This is a genomic window from Cytobacillus oceanisediminis 2691, assembly GCF_000294775.2.
Taxonomy (GTDB): domain Bacteria; phylum Bacillota; class Bacilli; order Bacillales; family Cytobacillaceae; genus Cytobacillus; species Cytobacillus pseudoceanisediminis.
On record NZ_CP015506.1, the window covers coordinates 3,193,268 to 3,209,238 of the forward strand.

14 protein-coding genes and 1 pseudogene are annotated in these 15,971 nt (G+C 39.1%); 1 reads left to right on the forward strand and 14 read right to left on the reverse strand.

From position 1 onward, the window contains the following. Positions 1-30: 30 nt before the first annotated feature. The 13 genes and pseudogenes from A361_RS16080 to A361_RS29470 form a co-directional block, all read right to left on the reverse strand. Positions 31-1,467 carry a serine hydrolase domain-containing protein gene (locus A361_RS16080; protein ID WP_019382219.1) on the reverse strand — a complete coding sequence of 479 codons (1,437 nt, stop codon included), beginning with the start codon at positions 1,465-1,467 and terminating at the stop codon, positions 31-33. 53 nt (positions 1,468-1,520) lie between these two features. Beyond that, complete coding sequence (locus A361_RS16085) at positions 1,521-3,620, reverse strand: S9 family peptidase (protein ID WP_019382220.1); 2,100 nt, start codon at positions 3,618-3,620, stop codon at positions 1,521-1,523. Positions 3,621-3,641: 21 nt separating this feature from the next. Then, the gene (locus A361_RS16090; protein WP_236887894.1) at positions 3,642-4,514 is read right to left on the reverse strand and encodes a GNAT family N-acetyltransferase; all 873 of its coding nucleotides are present in this window, start codon (positions 4,512-4,514) and stop codon (positions 3,642-3,644) included. A 21-nt stretch (positions 4,515-4,535) separates the two neighbouring features. Next, positions 4,536-5,666 carry an o-succinylbenzoate synthase gene (gene menC / locus A361_RS16095; RefSeq protein ID WP_019382222.1) on the reverse strand — a complete coding sequence of 377 codons (1,131 nt, stop codon included), beginning with the start codon at positions 5,664-5,666 and terminating at the stop codon, positions 4,536-4,538. 18 nt (positions 5,667-5,684) lie between these two features. Further along, on the reverse strand, positions 5,685-6,689 hold the full coding sequence (locus tag A361_RS16100; protein ID WP_019382223.1) for an ABC transporter ATP-binding protein: 1,005 nt from the start codon (positions 6,687-6,689) through the stop codon (positions 5,685-5,687). Next, the gene (locus tag A361_RS16105; RefSeq protein ID WP_019382224.1) at positions 6,686-7,690 is read right to left on the reverse strand and encodes an ABC transporter ATP-binding protein; all 1,005 of its coding nucleotides are present in this window, start codon (positions 7,688-7,690) and stop codon (positions 6,686-6,688) included. Before A361_RS16105 ends, A361_RS16100 begins: the two co-directional genes overlap by 4 nt. A 19-nt stretch (positions 7,691-7,709) precedes the next feature. Then, positions 7,710-8,627, reverse strand: coding sequence for an ABC transporter permease (locus tag A361_RS16110; RefSeq protein WP_019382225.1), 918 nt, complete (start codon positions 8,625-8,627; stop codon positions 7,710-7,712). Between the two features lie 17 nt (positions 8,628-8,644). After that, complete coding sequence (locus A361_RS16115; RefSeq protein WP_019382226.1) at positions 8,645-9,562, reverse strand: ABC transporter permease; 918 nt, start codon at positions 9,560-9,562, stop codon at positions 8,645-8,647. Between the two features lie 70 nt (positions 9,563-9,632). Continuing rightward, entirely contained in the window at positions 9,633-11,231 is a 1,599-nt protein-coding gene (locus tag A361_RS16120; RefSeq protein ID WP_019382227.1) for an ABC transporter substrate-binding protein, read from the reverse strand. Between the two features lie 17 nt (positions 11,232-11,248). After that, positions 11,249-12,739, reverse strand: a complete 1,491-nt coding sequence (locus A361_RS16125) for a M81 family metallopeptidase (protein ID WP_019382228.1) — start codon at positions 12,737-12,739, stop codon at positions 11,249-11,251. A 524-nt stretch (positions 12,740-13,263) separates the two neighbouring features. Then, positions 13,264-13,449: a hypothetical protein gene (locus A361_RS16130; RefSeq protein WP_019382229.1), complete on the reverse strand. Its 186-nt coding sequence runs from the start codon at positions 13,447-13,449 to the stop codon at positions 13,264-13,266. A 2-nt stretch (positions 13,450-13,451) separates the two neighbouring features. After that, positions 13,452-13,892 carry an Hsp20/alpha crystallin family protein gene (locus tag A361_RS16135; RefSeq protein ID WP_019382230.1) on the reverse strand — a complete coding sequence of 147 codons (441 nt, stop codon included), beginning with the start codon at positions 13,890-13,892 and terminating at the stop codon, positions 13,452-13,454. An 81-nt stretch (positions 13,893-13,973) separates the two neighbouring features. Beyond that, positions 13,974-14,123, reverse strand: a pseudogene (locus A361_RS29470) (SAM-dependent methyltransferase); the annotation flags it as partial. A 204-nt stretch (positions 14,124-14,327) separates the two neighbouring features. Between A361_RS29470 and A361_RS16140 the strand changes: the two are divergent. Then, positions 14,328-14,792, forward strand: coding sequence for a hypothetical protein (locus A361_RS16140; RefSeq protein ID WP_019382232.1), 465 nt, complete (start codon positions 14,328-14,330; stop codon positions 14,790-14,792). Positions 14,793-14,837: 45 nt separating this feature from the next. Here the strand turns inward: A361_RS16140 and A361_RS16145 are convergent, their stop codons facing one another. Further along, positions 14,838-15,959, reverse strand: coding sequence for a hypothetical protein (locus tag A361_RS16145; protein WP_019382233.1), 1,122 nt, complete (start codon positions 15,957-15,959; stop codon positions 14,838-14,840). Positions 15,960-15,971: the final 12 nt, after the last annotated feature.

Here is a 15,971-nt window from a genome sequence, read left to right on the forward strand (position 1 = left end):
CCCCTCCATCTTTTGTATATACGGTTTCATTTATTTAACAACTTGTTTTGTTGAAACTTTAGGGAATTGTCTAAAGTGATAAGAAATACCCCATGGTTCATTATTATCATCTACTAAAATTTCAGCTATTTCTGTAGAGTCGTTAACATACGCAATAAAAGCATTTTCTTTTACAAACATGATAGGTATCTCAGCTTTTTGTGAAATAAGAACCGGCTTTCCATCTTTTATTACAATCGATACTTTCATTCCTTCATTTGACTCATATTCTCCTTGGTACTGTTCCAGCCGCTCTTCACCAATCTCGTATTCTTCAAAGGAAATGTGAGATGCCTCTACTTCCCTTCCTGCATAGGCATTAAATGCAAGCTGCATAACACGTGCAGCAGGAACACCTGCCAAATTTGTCAGGACCACACCAGAAACTCCTTTTTCAGGTAAAATACTTAATTGTGCAGAAATTGCCTTTAACCCTCCACCATGTTCAACCAGAGTAGTACCAAAATAGTCAGGGGTAATCATTAACCCATAGCCATAAAACCTTCCTGGCTGTGTTTGAATATGAGGTTTAACCATTTCTTTTACACTTTCCTCAGATAAGATTCGCTTACCGTTTACTACACCAGCATTACGGAAAATTTCGGCGTACCTTAACATGTCCCCAGCAGTCGATTTTAGAAAGCCTGCAGCTCGCATAGATGGAGCGTCCCACCAAATCGGAGCAGGAATAATACGCTTCGTTCCTTCACTACTGTCCTCTGCATAACAAGTGGTGATATTTTCATAGTCACCATATTCCTCGATCATGAAGCAGCTGTATTTCATACCACAAGGAGAAAGGATATGATCATATACATATTGTTCGTAGCTTTTCCCGCTAACACGTTCGATGATGGTTCCTAATAAAGCATATGCATCATTTGAATAACTAAACTGTGTACCAGGGTCCCCTAATAATTCAAAATCCTGGTCTGCAATAAACTGCATAAGTTGTTCATATGTGTCGATTGGTTCGTAATTTTCCTGCTCGATCTTTAAACCTGGATAATTTTGTGCAGATGGGTCAATATCCATCGATCGTTTCATTGCATAAACTAGAGAGGACATTGGAGGTAAACCAGATGAGTGTGTCATGAAGTGGTGAATGGTGATTTGTTTTAGCGCCTCTTCATTATTAACGTTGAATTCCGGCAGGTATTTGATTACCGGATCATGAACATTTAATTTTCCTGCTTCCTGCAGCTGCATAATAGCCACACAAGAATATGATTTTGTGATGGACCCAATCCCGAAAACAGTATCTTCTGTTACAGGCAATGCATCCTCCACGTTACGGAACCCAAATCCTTTATGGTAAACGATTTCTCCTTCTTGGGCTATTGCTACTGAGGTACCAGGAATCATGTGTTTTTCCGTTAACTTTTGCACAGTCTCTTCAAATGCTTTAAAATTTTCTGCTTTTTTCATTTCTTTTCCTCCTATATTGTTTTTATAAAGGACTTGCAGTCCGTTTTCAGTATTTATTGAGCTGAGGTTTGAAGATTTTTTATAGGCAGATGTGCATTGACAAAATCGAGCATTGCATTCAGCCTAGCTATTCTTAATTCAGGTTTTCCATATTGAAGGAGGCCATGGCTGGAATCGGGGATACGAACAAATTCAACCTCACCTCCATGACGCTTAATATGGGAATAAAACTGCTCGGCCTGCTCAATGGGACATCGCAAATCACTTTCATTATGCAGCAGCAAAAGCGGTGTCTTTACATGATCTGCATAAGCAAGTGGCGAAAACCTCCAAAGTGTTTCAGGGTCTGTTTTTCCCAGAAACTCCTGTTCAACGAAATAGGGGGATATATCGCTTGTACCATACATAGAAATCCAATTGGAAATACATCCTTCAGATACGGCTGCAAAAAATCGATCTGTACGAGTGATAAGCCAATTAACCATAAATCCGCCGTAGCTAATACCATTAACAGCTACCCGATTCTCGTCAAGAAAGTGATAGTTTTGTAAGGCATAATCTAAACCATTCAAGATGTCCTTCATATCTTTGCCGCCATAATCCCCATGTACTGCATTGGTAAATTCTTCACTAAATCCTGAGCTGCCTCGTGGATTTGTATAGATAACGGCGTACCCCTGCGCAGCAAATAGCTGCAATTGGTGGAAATAGGAGAAACCATATGCAGAATGCGGCCCTCCATGAATGTCAAGTATAACTGGATATTTCTTCTTAGGATCAAAATTAGCCGGCTTTAGTAAAAATCCCTGTATATGCCAATTGTCTTCAGATCTATACGTAAAGACCTCCGGTTCTACCACTTTTAGTTCGGATAACAACTCGTCGTTGCAGTCATCCAGACGAATCTCAGTTTCAGGAAAGAGTGGCATGCGGATTTGAGAAAAAGCTTCCTTTGGCTGCCGATACTTACAATCGACTGTACTAGCTTCATCAATCCTAATTACTGCTGCTTTTCCAGGGTGATTAACTGTCGAATAGGCTATAGTAATCGTTTCAACTCCGTCGAAGGAATAATGAAATATCGTCCGGTCCCCACCTATAATGATTTCTGCTCGATCATCGTTTTCATCAATCGGGAATCTTACAATTTCATTCCGTCCTTCCCGTGTTCCGAGACCATATACATAGCTGCTATTATTTGACCACTGAGGGCGCAATGAATATCTAAGGTATCGCATATCTGTAAAAGTCATATCAGCGAGTGTATCAGGGTATTGTTTGCTTAGACACCTTGGTTTCCCACCAGCTGCAGGCATAACAAACAATTGTTTTTGGTCTGCATGGATTCCAAAAAAAGCTATCCATTTTCCATCTGGTGAGTAAGATGGCAAGCTTGCTTTTTTATTACTATAGAGCAATTCCACTTCCCCTCCGGAAGCCGGCACACGATAAATCTGTCCTCCAAAAAGAAAGTTTTCATCCTCACTGCTTGTGCTGAAAGCAATATACTTACCGTCAGGGGAAACAACAGGCTCATGGACGTCAGTTGTTCCTCGTGTTAACTGTGTAAACGAACAGGTTTCTATATTAATTGCCACAAGCTGACGCTTTTGCGGTTTGTGGAAACCAATCCCATCAGATTTATAATAAAGATTAGTGTAATGTTTAGGTCCATTTCCCCATGACATGTTTCCTTTCTCTATATCGCTTTCGGCTTCACTCATCGTTTTTTGGTCATGAAAAGTTTCAAGTTTTGAATTTCCTGCTACGGGAACCAACCCGTAAATCGTACTGCCGTCAGGCGACCATACAATCGAACTGATTCCCCGCAGAAATCTCGTCAGACACCGGGCCTCTCCGCCGTCAAGAGATAGTAGCCATACCTGCCGTCCATAAGCACGGTTTGAGATAAATGCAATTGTTTTTCCATCTGGTGACCAGACTGGATTGGTATTACTTGTCCCGGAGGACGTCAAAATTTTTCTCGATTTACCGTGCACATCGCTTAAATACAGGTGTGTTTCATAAATATTTTCTTTCACACATGTGACGGTTCTTTCATATACAACCTGTTTTCCATCAGGCGATATAGTGGGATTACTTGGCCATTCAAATTTATAAATATCTTCAGGTACTGTAGTTCGGAAACTCATTTCAACTCTCCCTTATCTTATTTAATGGGTTGAAAGGTTCTCATTTTCAAGAATATAAAAATGGACATGGGTGTTACTATTTTTCAGCACTCCAGTTACTGTATAACCTTCAGATAAAGCATTACGTACCGCATTTCTCAGCTTATATCTCCAAGCCTTCGCAGCCTCATCATTTTCTTGTTTTAAACTTTGGAAGTTCACTGGGACAGGTATCAGGTATCCTTTTTCACCCTTTACTGGTTCTTCATCAAGGGGATATGGTACATTTCTAAGATTGCGCCATGCAAGAAGGTGACGATAATTTTTAACTGATATATCATTTTGAATTACACCTGCCAATGTGTTCTTCACCCTGTTGGAACAAATATCCCACTCTGCTAAAAAACGATCAGAAGGGAGACCTATGTTCAGTTTATCAGTCATTTCTCCGTAATAAGAAGGATAGTAAGTTTTTGCATATGCCCCTAACTTATTTAGGTTAAAATATGCATTTCTAGCTTCTAAAGGATCAAAGGTCCATACAATTTTAGAATAGCCGTAATCAACGGCCCAATTCCTTTGCTTCAGTTTTAGCTGTAATCCAATGCCATAGTTTTGATACTTGCTGCGGACGCCAGTCATATGAGAAATCAAATACGCCTCTCCATTTTTATAACCCGAAAAACCGTATGAAAAGCCGAGTAACTCCCCTTTATTAAAAGCTCCGATTAAGATTCCGCCATGGTGAGCAGCAGCAATAAGCTGTGGAAGGGGTGTGACAGCGTCTTTCCCCCAAATCTCTTCTTGAAAACTAACTACGTCTTGTATTTCCTTTAAACCTTCGATATTTTTATATACAATTGGTTCTGTTAAAACCACTGGTATATCACCCCCTCCCCCACCTATAATTTTCAATAGCCCCGCTATATTAAATAATTAATAAAAGGTCACAGTGTCCCGTTTATAGACCTGTTCATTAACTGTAAGTTTATCTATAAGTTCCTGATTAATGTCAAAACCAATGCCTGGTTGTTCTGGAACAGTGATAATGCCTGGTTTTGATAGAGTCACTTCCGGTAAAATGATATCTTCATCGAAATAACGGCTGGAAGCGGATGTATCACCTGGAATACTGAAGTTACTTAATGAAGCAATAGCAATGTTATGAGCCCTGCCAATTCCTGCTTCAAGCATACCGCCGCACCATACAGGAATATTATTCTCCTCACAGAGATCGTGCATTTTAATTGCTTCCGTTAGTCCTCCGACACGCCCAACCTTTATATTGATAATTTTACATGCATTAATTTCGATTGCCTTTCTTGCGTCTTCTGCAGAATGAATGCTTTCATCTAAACAGATAGGTGTTTTCATTTCTGCCTGCAGTTTGGCATGGTCGATAATGTCATCATGAGCTAATGGCTGCTCAACCATCATTAAATTAAACTGATCCAGTTCCTTTAATAGCTGTTTATCATTTAGGCTATAAGCAGAATTAGCATCAGCCATCAGCGGAATTTGATCTCCGAATTTTTTGCGAATAGCCTCCACTGGTTCAAGGTCCCAGCCTGGCTTAATTTTCACCTTTATCTTTTTATATCCATTCTCTAAAAAACCTTCCACCCTGTTTAAAAGAGTCTCTATACTGTCTTCTATTCCAATGCTGACACCCACTTCAATCTCTGAACGCTTACCTCCCAATACAGCAGAAAGCGGCTGTCCTTTTAGCTTGCTATACAAATCCCATACAGCCATTTCAAGAGCAGCTTTTGCCATATTATTTCTGCGTATATATGAAAACATTTCTGACACATCTTTTGGCTCTTGAATTCCTTTATCCAACAGTTGAGGGATTAGGTATTTTTCAAGCATGTGCCATACAGTACCTGTAGTCTCTTCGTTATATATTGGATAGGGCATAGCGACACTTTCAGCAAAACCCACTTTATCGCCGCTATAAGCCTTAACAATAATAATATCTTTTTCAGTAACTTTACCGAAACTAGTTTCAAACGGAGATTTTAATGGTAATTTTATTCGTTGTAATGCAATCTGATTTATATCCATTCAGTATCTTCCTTTTTATTAAAAATTGTTTTCTTTACCCATTATTTGAGGATCATACAGGTGACATGCTACAAAATGGCCTGGATTAACCTCAATGTTACGAGGCTTTTTGGATTTACATGTTTCCATACATGCGAAACAACGCGGGTGGAATGAACAGCCCTGGGGAGGACTTGCTGGATTTGGAACATCACCAGTTAAGATAATCCGGTCTTTCTTTTCAACTTCAGGATTCGGAACGGGAACAGATGACATAAGCGATTTAGTATAAGGATGCAGCGGTTCTGAAAACAATTGGTTCTTATCTGCAAACTCTACCATTCTCCCCAGATACATTACTCCTATTCTGTCACTTATGTGTTTAACAACACTCAAATCATGGGCAATAAAAATATATGTTAAGCCCAACTGTTTCTGAAGACTCTGAAACAGATTAAGTATTTGTGCTTGTACTGATACATCCAAAGCAGAAACTGGCTCATCAGCTATTATTAGTGACGGGTTCACAGCGATTGCGCGGGCAATTCCAATCCTTTGTCTTTGTCCACCGCTAAATTCATGAGGATAGCGATCGGCATGATAAGCGTTTAACCCTACCATTTCCAATATCTCTATCGCTTTTTCGCTTCGTTCTTTCTTGTTCTTTCCTATATTATGTGTTGACAATGCTTCCTCTAAAATGGAAGAGATTCGGAGACGGGGATTTAAAGAAGCGAAAGGATCTTGGAAAACAATTTGCATTTGTTTTCGCAGCTTTCTCATCTCATTCTTTTTCAAGCTTAGTGTATCTCTGCCTTCAAATTTAATTTTGCCGCTAGTTGGTTCAATTAATCTTAGGATGCTTCTTCCAGTTGTGGATTTGCCGCATCCGCTTTCCCCAACAATTCCTAATGTTTCTCCTTTAAACAAGTTGAATGTTACACCATCAACTGCTTTAACATAGTCCTTTTTTTTAGAAATAAAGCCCTTGCTTATAGGAAAATATGTTTTTAGGTCATGTACCTCAAGCAGTATTTCACTCATGCTAATGCCTCCTCTTTAATATATAGCCAACATCTGACTGCCTGCTCATTATTCGCTTTTATTAAAGGCGGGTTTTCTATAGAACATTTAGCATGAGCATGAGTGCATCTGGAATAAAACGGACACCCTTTCGTTACCTCTCCTAAATTAGGTACATTGCCTTCAATTGGCTGAAGGGTATCATGATCCTCTTCCAGACTGGGAATCGAGTTTAATAGACCAATTGTATAAGGGTGTTTTGGATTTTTGTATATCGTTTTTACATCAGCTTCTTCAACGATTTGTCCATAATACATAACCATAACCCGATCGGCCATTTCTGCCACTACACCTAAATCATGAGTTATTAATAATATGGCTGTATCATAATTAGTTTTGAGGTCATTCATTAAATCCAAAATTTGCGCCTGAATGGTCACATCTAATGCAGTTGTCGGCTCATCCGCAATTAATAGGCTAGGATTACAAGCCATAGCCATTGCAATCATCACCCGCTGTCTCATCCCTCCAGAAAGTTGGTGGGGGAATTCGTTTACAATTTTTTCCGGACGTGGAATCCCTACCTTTTTTAACATATCAACAGTCTGCTGATGTAGTTCTTCCCCTGTGAGATCTGTATGAAGCTTTAGAACTTCACTAATCTGTCTTCCAATTCTATGGACAGGATTTAAGGAGGTCATCGGCTCCTGGAAAATCATAGAAATATCTTTCCCGCGAATTGAACGCATTTTTCTTTCTGACAATTGATTCAAATCTGTGTCTTTAAATATGATTTTCCCATCAATTTTCCCAACACTATTCGAAATTAGTCTCATGATGGAAAGGGAAGTAACACTTTTACCGCACCCTGATTCGCCCACCAAAGCAAGAGTTTCACCTTTATTAATTGTAAAATTCACCTTACTAACTGCATTCACATAATCTTTTTTCCCTGTTTTAAACTTAATAGAAAGGCTGTCCACTTTTAAAAGTGCTTCTTTTTCTGCAAACTCTGTCACCATCCCATTCACTCCCAAGCAGTTATTTTTGTCGTGGATCCAGAGCATCACGCAGTCCGTCACCTAATAAATTAAATCCAAGTACGACTAACATAATGGCCAGACCAGGGAAAAGTGACATCCACCACGCTTGCCCTAAAAAACCTTTTCCTACGTACGCCATAGCCCCCCACTCTGGAGTTGGCGGCTGAGCTCCGAGCCCTAAGAAGCTTAAGGCTGCTGCAACAAGAATACTAGTCCCAAATTGTAAACTGGATAGAACAATAACTGGTGATAATATATTAGGAAAAACATGCTTTACAATGATTTTAAAATCCGATACTCCCAGTGCCTTTACTGCCTCAATATATTCTTTCTCCCGTATGGACAAGACAGTTCCCCGGACCACCCTTACATAGGAAGGAATAACAGAGATTGCAACCGCAATCATGGCATTAGTTAAACCGACCCCAAGCACTGCAATAATGGCAATAGCAAGAAGAAGGGAAGGAAACGCCAATAAGATATCCATAACTTGCATAATATAAATATCAATTCGTCGGTAATAGCCCGAAATGATGCCTAAAATAACCCCGATTGTTCCTGCAATTAGTACTGCAACAAGCCCCATCATTAAGGAGACCCGGCCTCCATATAACATTCTTGAAAAAATATCTCTCCCGAATTCATCTGTTCCTAATAAATTTTCTCCCCCTGGAGGCAGGAACCGCTGTTCGAATTTCATTACATCTACTGGGTGTGGGGCAATGAGCGGGGCAAGCAAAGATACCGAAACGAAAAACAATAAAATGGACGCGCCGATAACTGCACTCTTGTTCGTGATGATCCTTTTCCCAACTAAAGACCAGTACGATTTGGATTTTACTTCTTCCTTTCTATTATTCTGAGGAGGAGTTAAATTAGTTTCGGAATTTGTAAGTTTAGGTGCTGTACTATTCAAAAAGCCTGCACCCCTTTCTAATATTTAATACGTGGATCCACCATACTATAAACAAGATCCACTATTAGGTTAGTTATGATAAAAAGAAATGCCATAAATAGAACCAGCCCTTGTACGGTTGGCAAATCCCTCTTCGAAATGGCTTCTATTGAAAAACTGCCTAATCCCGGGAGTGAAAATACGGTTTCAATGACCACGGCACCTGCTAATAAAAAACCAAACTGCAGACCAATTAAAGTAATAACCGGTATCATGGCATTTTGGAGAGCATGCTGAAAAATCATATTTATCAGGGCAAGCCCTTTAGCTTGAGCTGTTCTCATAAAATCCTGTTTAATGACTTCAAGCATACTTGACCTTGTCATTCTGGCTATATTTCCGGCTGATCCTAAACCCAGAGTAATGGAAGGCAGAATTAATGAATGAAAGCCTTCGTATCCTGAAATAGGAAAAAGGTTAAGCTGATAGGAAAAAATCCAAATCAAGAATAGGGCAATCCAAAATCCTGGTGCAGAGATTCCTATTAAAGAAATGACCATGGCTAATTGGTCAAAAATTGTATTTTGTTTAACAGCAGCTAAAATCCCCATTAAGATTCCAAATAAAGATCCAATAATCAAACTATAGACCGCTAATTGAAATGTTATGGGAAATCGGGCATAAATTTCTTCTCCAACTGTCAGTCCTGTTATATACGAGGTTCCCAGGTCCCCTTGCAGCACATTCCTTATATAATCGAAATATTGAATATACAGCGGCTGATCCAGTCCTAGAGTACTTCTCAGTTCAACTATTGATTCTTCTGAGGCAAAATCCCCCAGAATATAGGTTACTGGATCACCAGGGATAAGATGCATCATCAAAAAGACTAAAAAAGACACCCCAATAAGAGTAACAATCATTGATAGGATACGTTTCACAATATATTTAGACATATTTCAGATCCCTCCTTTTATTAATAGGATTGTTAGGGATGACTGAACATCCCTAACTTTCTCTGTGGTTTTATTTCGGAGTGATATCATTAAATATAATGTTTTGTGAATATGGATTTTGTTTGAATCCATCAATATCACGGTAAGCCGTTATACTCTCACGAACAAATAGTGGAACCCACGGAGATTCTTCCACAATAAATTGCTGTGCTTCTTCATAGATTTTCATGCGCTCTTCAGGATTCATCGTTTGTCGGCCTTTAGTAAGCATCTCTTGTAATTGGTCAGATTCGTAATGCAATCTGGTTGAATTTCCTTTGGTCATAAGCATGTATAAGATATCTGGATCAGACCATCCGTACATGTTAAGGATGGCATCATGCAGGCCTTTTGGTGTATTTGCAGCAATGGACGCTGCTTCTTGAACTGAAATTTTTACATCAATTCCGATTTCCTTTAACTGGCCTTGAATAATTTGGACAACTCTTTGCATAACAGGTTCATCCGATAACCATAATTCAAAGGAGAAAGGCTTTCCGTCCTTATCTACAATTCCATCTCCATCTGTATCATTCCACCCGGCTTCTGCCAGCAGCGACTTAGCCTTATCAATATTCTGGCTATATTTTTGTTTTGCTTCTGCTTCAACTTTTTCACTATAACCAGGTATTGTATGAGGAAGCGGACCAAAGAGCGGCTTGGCATATCCTTCCAAAGCAAACTCAACAATTGGCTCCCTATCAATCCCAAGTGCAATTGCTTGTCTGACACGTTTGTCCTGGAATATTGGTTTCTTATTATTGAAGCCTAAGTATGTTATGCCTTGTTCGTACATGCTATTAAGCTCTACACCTTCTGTTTCTTTAAGATCTTGAATATAGTTTGGCGGTACCTTTGTCATTATTTGTGTGGTACCTTTCTTAAATTCAAGCACCCTAGTATCATCATCAGTAATAAAGCGGAACTCAAATTTGTCATAAGCCGGTTCACCCTTGTTGTCCACAAAAGAAGGGCCCCAGCTATAATCGCCATTTTTCATGTAAGTAATGGAGGATCCTCGTTTATGTTCTCCAAATTTAAATAATCCCGCTGCAGCCGGCTGTTCTCCAAAGTCATCTCCATACTCATCAAGTGCTTTAGGATCCATCGGTGCTAAATAGGCAGTAGTTAATCCACTGGCAAAAGGGGCAAAAGGCTCAGTGAAATAAATCTTTAATGTTTGTTCGTCCACAGCGTCAATTTTGTCCAGTGGCCCTGCTATGAATTTAACTGCAGAATGCTGCAGAAATCTTTCAAATGTTTTCTTAACTGCTTCAGCAGTAACCGGTTCTCCGGAATGGAATTTGGCCGTTTTATTTAATACGATTGTCCAAACTTTCCCGTCATCTGAAACCTCATACTTTTCAGCAAGTCCAGGAACCAAATTTCCATCTAAATCCCTTTTGAGTAAAGTGTCATATATATGGGCATTGGTATCATCAACCCATGTTGTTTTATGAACATCAATGCTGTCAGGCTCACGAACAGAGGATATTACCAGCGTGTCCCGTGGTGCAGAACCCGTTGTGTCAGATCCAGCAGTTTTTTCGGAAGCTGGATTACAGCCTGTTAAAATGACTGCGAAACTTATCAAAGTGATGGATAACATGTTTAATACTTTCTTTTTCACTTTCTTTCCCCCATTTTTCACTTGAATTTTTCTTTTTGAAACAGCGTTATTTCCTTATAAAATGGATATACTTTTTTTCTGAGTCTTGTATGATTAAAGGATATTAGATTAAAGCTGCTTAATCCTGGAGAGTCAACTGAAATGATTTCCTTTGCAAGCGGTTCAAAACCTGCCCTGAAATGCTGGCTTGATTTTAAGGCCACGATTTTATAGGATTTTATATCAATCCCATGCAGCAAAAAGATTTGTTCATCCAGTGTCTGTGACCTTTTAGAACAAATTATAATATCGATCCCATCAACTATGACTCTCGCAGACTTGCCATAATTGATGCTTGCACCTCTTCCCATCGGCGAAGATTGGATAAACTGCCCATCAGTGAGAGTTTTTACGTATGCTTTAACATGTATAGGCTCCCCATGCATATCGTCCGTTTTTCCGCCGAGCAGTACTTCGATTACCGTCCCCACTCCACTTTCATGTGCAATATCCACTACTTCTGGATCATATATAAAGCCGAAACAAGCATTTTCAAGCTTTGCTTTTAACATAGCTGAGAGCAAGTGAGTTCCATCACCTGGTGTACCGCCCCCAGGATTATCGGAGGTTTCGTTAATTATGATTGGCTTGCCTTCCATCCTCAACGCTTTATTTATACCTTCCTCAGGAGTATCGATATCTGGAAAAAAGTCCTCTCTAGTATTCCAAATTTCTATTGCAATTTCTTCTGCTGTTTGATCTGCCAGCTCCTGGTCATTATTAGTAATAGCTACAACCGTTACACCGACTTCAGGAATATTGGTGTAAGGAAATCCATGAAAGAATGTACAATCAATAATTTTTTCGTTTTTTTCGCGTGTCCAGCATAATTCATTAATGTGCTTCGCAGGAGGTAAATTCGTGGTGGAAGTGGGAATCATAAGTGGCAGTTTTTTGAGGCTCATCTTTGGATGTATTTCTTCTAAAAGAATTTGCTTCGTAATATCAATGGCTTCTTTTCCTCTTTCATAACAATCGACATGAGGGTAGAAATTAACACCTAATAGGACATCAGCTTCTTTAACCATCTGGTCAGTTATATTGCCATGAAGATCCAGTGTGACAACAACAGGGATTTTATATCCGATAATTTCTCTAACAGCAGATAATATACCACCTTCAAGATCATCAGCATCCTCCGCAACTCCAGCACCATGAAGTGCCAGACAAACAGCCTCAAATTCACCCGCTGCTTTAATAGAATCCGTTAATTCATAAATCAGCCTCTCGTAGGTTTCCTTCGTTATTAACCCTGAGGGCATGGCAAAAGCTGAAAAACTCGGAATAATTTCCACCCCAATTTCTTCAGCCCGATCAATCATACCACCTAAGTAATTTCTTACTTTTCGATGTTTCTGTATGATTGTATCTCCGTGTATCCATTCCCATTGCTTAAACGATTCAACTGTTGTTTTCACATTGGAAAATGTGTTGGTCTCGTGTGCAATTCCACCTATCAAGATTCTCATTGTTATCCCGCCTTTTTTGAAGTAGATACTTTAATTTTTTTCAAAAATGAAGTAAACGTTTTATTGTTTGTAATTATATTACTAATTTGTTACCTTTTCAATACATAAATTTATATTTTTATAAATTTTCAGAATTAATTTTACAGCCCTAGGTTTTTCTAGCATTTCGGTTTAGCGATGAATAGAAAAAATTCGGCACTGAATCCAAGGGAAACAGTCCCGAATTTTATCTGGCACATATCAATCAAAACAAGGAGGGCGCACAAATAATCGAGTGGGTAGGAAAAAAAGCAGCATACGCATACTTATTGCATACTGCAGAAAGCTAAATTATATTTTATGAAGACTGTTTTCTGAGGGATTAGTGCTTTTGATTATTTGGCAAACAACATCTTAACAGGCCAGTTCTCAACAAAAAGAGGGTTAGTGGGTAACAGCTATCATAATGAATTGATGGATACATAGCAGATATTTTTTCCTCCTCGTGCATAAACATCAGTATCTTACAAAAGAAAAGCATTACCTCAAAGGAAGTAATGCTGGTAGGAATTCTTAATATTATTAGTCAGCTCATTTAAAATAATTTTTTTCTTTGCCTGAGGTAAATGGCAGCTTAAAATTAGCAAATCAACTAGGTCAGGTTGTTCCTCAGCAATTTCCTGCAAGTAATCCCTGCCAAACTCTTTCATAACAGGTAGCAAACTGTTCATTTTTAATGGAAATCCACATCAATTTTCTTTTTATTTGTTTGAGTTTGTTTAGGCATGATAACTTCTAGTACACCATTCTTATAAGAAGCCTTTATACCTTCCTCAGAAACAGGAGTTGGTAGTGTAATAGCTCTCTGAAAGCTACCTGTGTATCTTTCTCTCCTATGCAAATTCTCTTCTTTAATCTCATTAGTTCTGTTAATTGAGCCACTAATTCTCAATACATTATTTTCAATATCAATGTTTACATCTTCTTTACTCTGTAAGCCTGGAATGTCACAAGTTGCTACTACCTCTTTATCTGTTTCATGAACATCCACTCTTATATTCCCCAATTGATTCATTTCATTGTCTAAATGAAAAGGGAAATCATTGAATAATCTGTCAAAATCTCTCCTAATGTTAGTTAATTGTCTAAATGGATCATAAGGTATCAATGCCATTTGTATCATCTCCTTAGTTATTTATTTTTAACAAATATATTTTTTACATTTACGATGTAATTATTCATTTAAGGGATAAGGTTTGATTGAGTCGGAATCATAGAAAAACATTTTTACTCCTTCCATGATCTCAAAATAGTCTTTGCCCAATTGTTTACCCTTTCCATACATGGGGGCTTCTTTTGAAACCGCAGTAAAAATCATATATCCGTTTGGCTTTAACTGATTATAGCTAGCTTCATGGTTAAACCTATTTTTAATGTTTTTTAACGGATTGGTGCTTTTGATTAGTTGGCAACTCTTAACAGGCCAGTTCTCAACAAAAAGAGGGTTCGTGAGTAACAGCTATCATAATGAATTGATGGATACATAGCAGATATTTTTTCTTCCTCGAGCATAAACATCAGTATCGAGCAGCAGGAAAGAGGGATAGCCATGTCCTTTATCGGATTTGAACTGATAGCCAAGAGAGCATGGACGATTTTGCCTGGCAACACTTTTTCGATGTCCATTTTATGGAACAAAAAAAAGATCCCTTCCTCCATCGGAAGAGATATCTATCATGAATCTGGACTGATCCTCCCTGATAAAAGAATTGCAGCTACCGGGAGGATCCACTATCTGTCTGATCATACAATAAATCACTATGAACCCTTACAAACAACACCTTGTAAGCTTATTTGCCGGCCTGACTTTCCCCTGGATGATCTTAAAATTGAACTTCTTGCGCCGATGAAAGGGATTATGGAACCCATTCATCAAACGGCCGTACTTTTCTTATGGAACGAGGAAAACAATCTTATAAGAAAAACAGAGCTCCACCTGGATCCCCAATCATTTGAAAGGATCCCACCAAATCAATATTTGATCAATCTTTCTTTTTTACTGGGAAAAATTTAGATCTTATACCAAGCAAAAATTGTTTCTTTACCTTAGCTCTGAGCATTAAACTAATATCGGCGTTAAGAAATAAACAATCAAAAAGGCTGTCAAAATACGCATGATGATACCTAATACAGCAGCTCCCATTGCTTCCTTTTCACTTAGATCAGAATTAGCTGCCCATATAACCGGAATTTGACCAAAGACAGTAGACAAAGGCAAGCCGGATGAAGCTAATACGAATGATCCGATGACCAAACGCGGATCCAAAGAACCCGCTACTTCCGATAACTGGGCCATCGCCAGCGCCGGGCTAGCCAATATGGAGAGAATTCCGGTCTCCGGATGAATATTTAGAGCTAACAAAACGGCTGATAAGCCGGATTCAAATTTTGACCATATGCCGATATAATCGAGAACGCCAATAGCAGCAAACACGACGGCGGCAGCCGGTATAATGAGAAGGAATAAAAGCTCTGCTCCCTCCCTGGCTCCATTAAACAAAGTGGGCAAAAAGCCAGTCTTCGGCGTAAATTGAGGCAGCTTTGCAATTTGGACAGCTTTCGTATCCCGGTAAATGGTTTTAGAAAGCAGGAACGGGACAACAATGACAGGCATGAAAACAGCCAGCACGACCACGACAAAGGCATTGGCCCCTACAGCCGTTAATGCAACCATGCCTAACATAAAGGTAGCAAAAGACTGCTGGGATTGTACCATGGTGGCTACCGCTATTTTCTGCTCTGCTTTTGTTGCTCCTGAACGGATTAAGATTGGTCCGGCAATTTTTCCGGCAGCATTAATGTCACCAAGAATATTATATATACTTGGAATGATAACAGCTGAATTCACTTTCATCAGCTTTGTAACAGGAATGAATATCCGGATTAACGCATCCGTAAACCCCAGCCGTTCCAGTACCCGGCCTATAATGACACTAACAATTATGGATACCCCTACCGTGCCGGTTAAGAATATCTCTACGATAACCGGGAAAACCTGATCGACAATGGAAGTAAATAACCCGGCTAATGTACCTGGCGTGATTAACAATACCAGCAGTGAGAGGATGACTAAACCGAGACCGACTGCTTCAATTCGTGTCCATTTTCTCGTTAAAGGAATCGGGACACTATTCTCTTCTATTTCTATATTTTCTTGTACTAAAGATTTAACCTCGCTCATCTACCTGCACTC

Bases quoted from the DNA above. Each gene is read 5' to 3' on its own strand.
- A361_RS16085 (WP_019382220.1), bottom strand. From the start codon at position 3,620: ATGAGTTTCCGAACTACAGTACCTGAAGATATTTATAAATTTGAATGG.
- A361_RS16080 (WP_019382219.1), bottom strand. From the start codon at position 1,467: ATGAAAAAAGCAGAAAATTTTAAAGCATTTGAAGAGACTGTGCAAAAG.
- menC (WP_019382222.1), bottom strand. From the start codon at position 5,666: ATGGATATAAATCAGATTGCATTACAACGAATAAAATTACCATTAAAA.
- A361_RS16145 (WP_019382233.1), bottom strand. From the start codon at position 15,959: ATGAGCGAGGTTAAATCTTTAGTACAAGAAAATATAGAAATAGAAGAG.
- A361_RS16130 (WP_019382229.1), bottom strand. From the start codon at position 13,449: ATGAACAGTTTGCTACCTGTTATGAAAGAGTTTGGCAGGGATTACTTG.
- A361_RS16125 (WP_019382228.1), bottom strand. From the start codon at position 12,739: ATGAGAATCTTGATAGGTGGAATTGCACACGAGACCAACACATTTTCC.
- A361_RS16105 (WP_019382224.1), bottom strand. From the start codon at position 7,690: ATGGTGACAGAGTTTGCAGAAAAAGAAGCACTTTTAAAAGTGGACAGC.
- A361_RS16135 (WP_019382230.1), bottom strand. From the start codon at position 13,892: ATGGCATTGATACCTTATGATCCATTTAGACAATTAACTAACATTAGG.
- A361_RS16140 (WP_019382232.1), top strand. From the start codon at position 14,328: ATGTCCTTTATCGGATTTGAACTGATAGCCAAGAGAGCATGGACGATT.
- A361_RS16115 (WP_019382226.1), bottom strand. From the start codon at position 9,562: ATGTCTAAATATATTGTGAAACGTATCCTATCAATGATTGTTACTCTT.
- A361_RS16100 (WP_019382223.1), bottom strand. From the start codon at position 6,689: ATGAGTGAAATACTGCTTGAGGTACATGACCTAAAAACATATTTTCCT.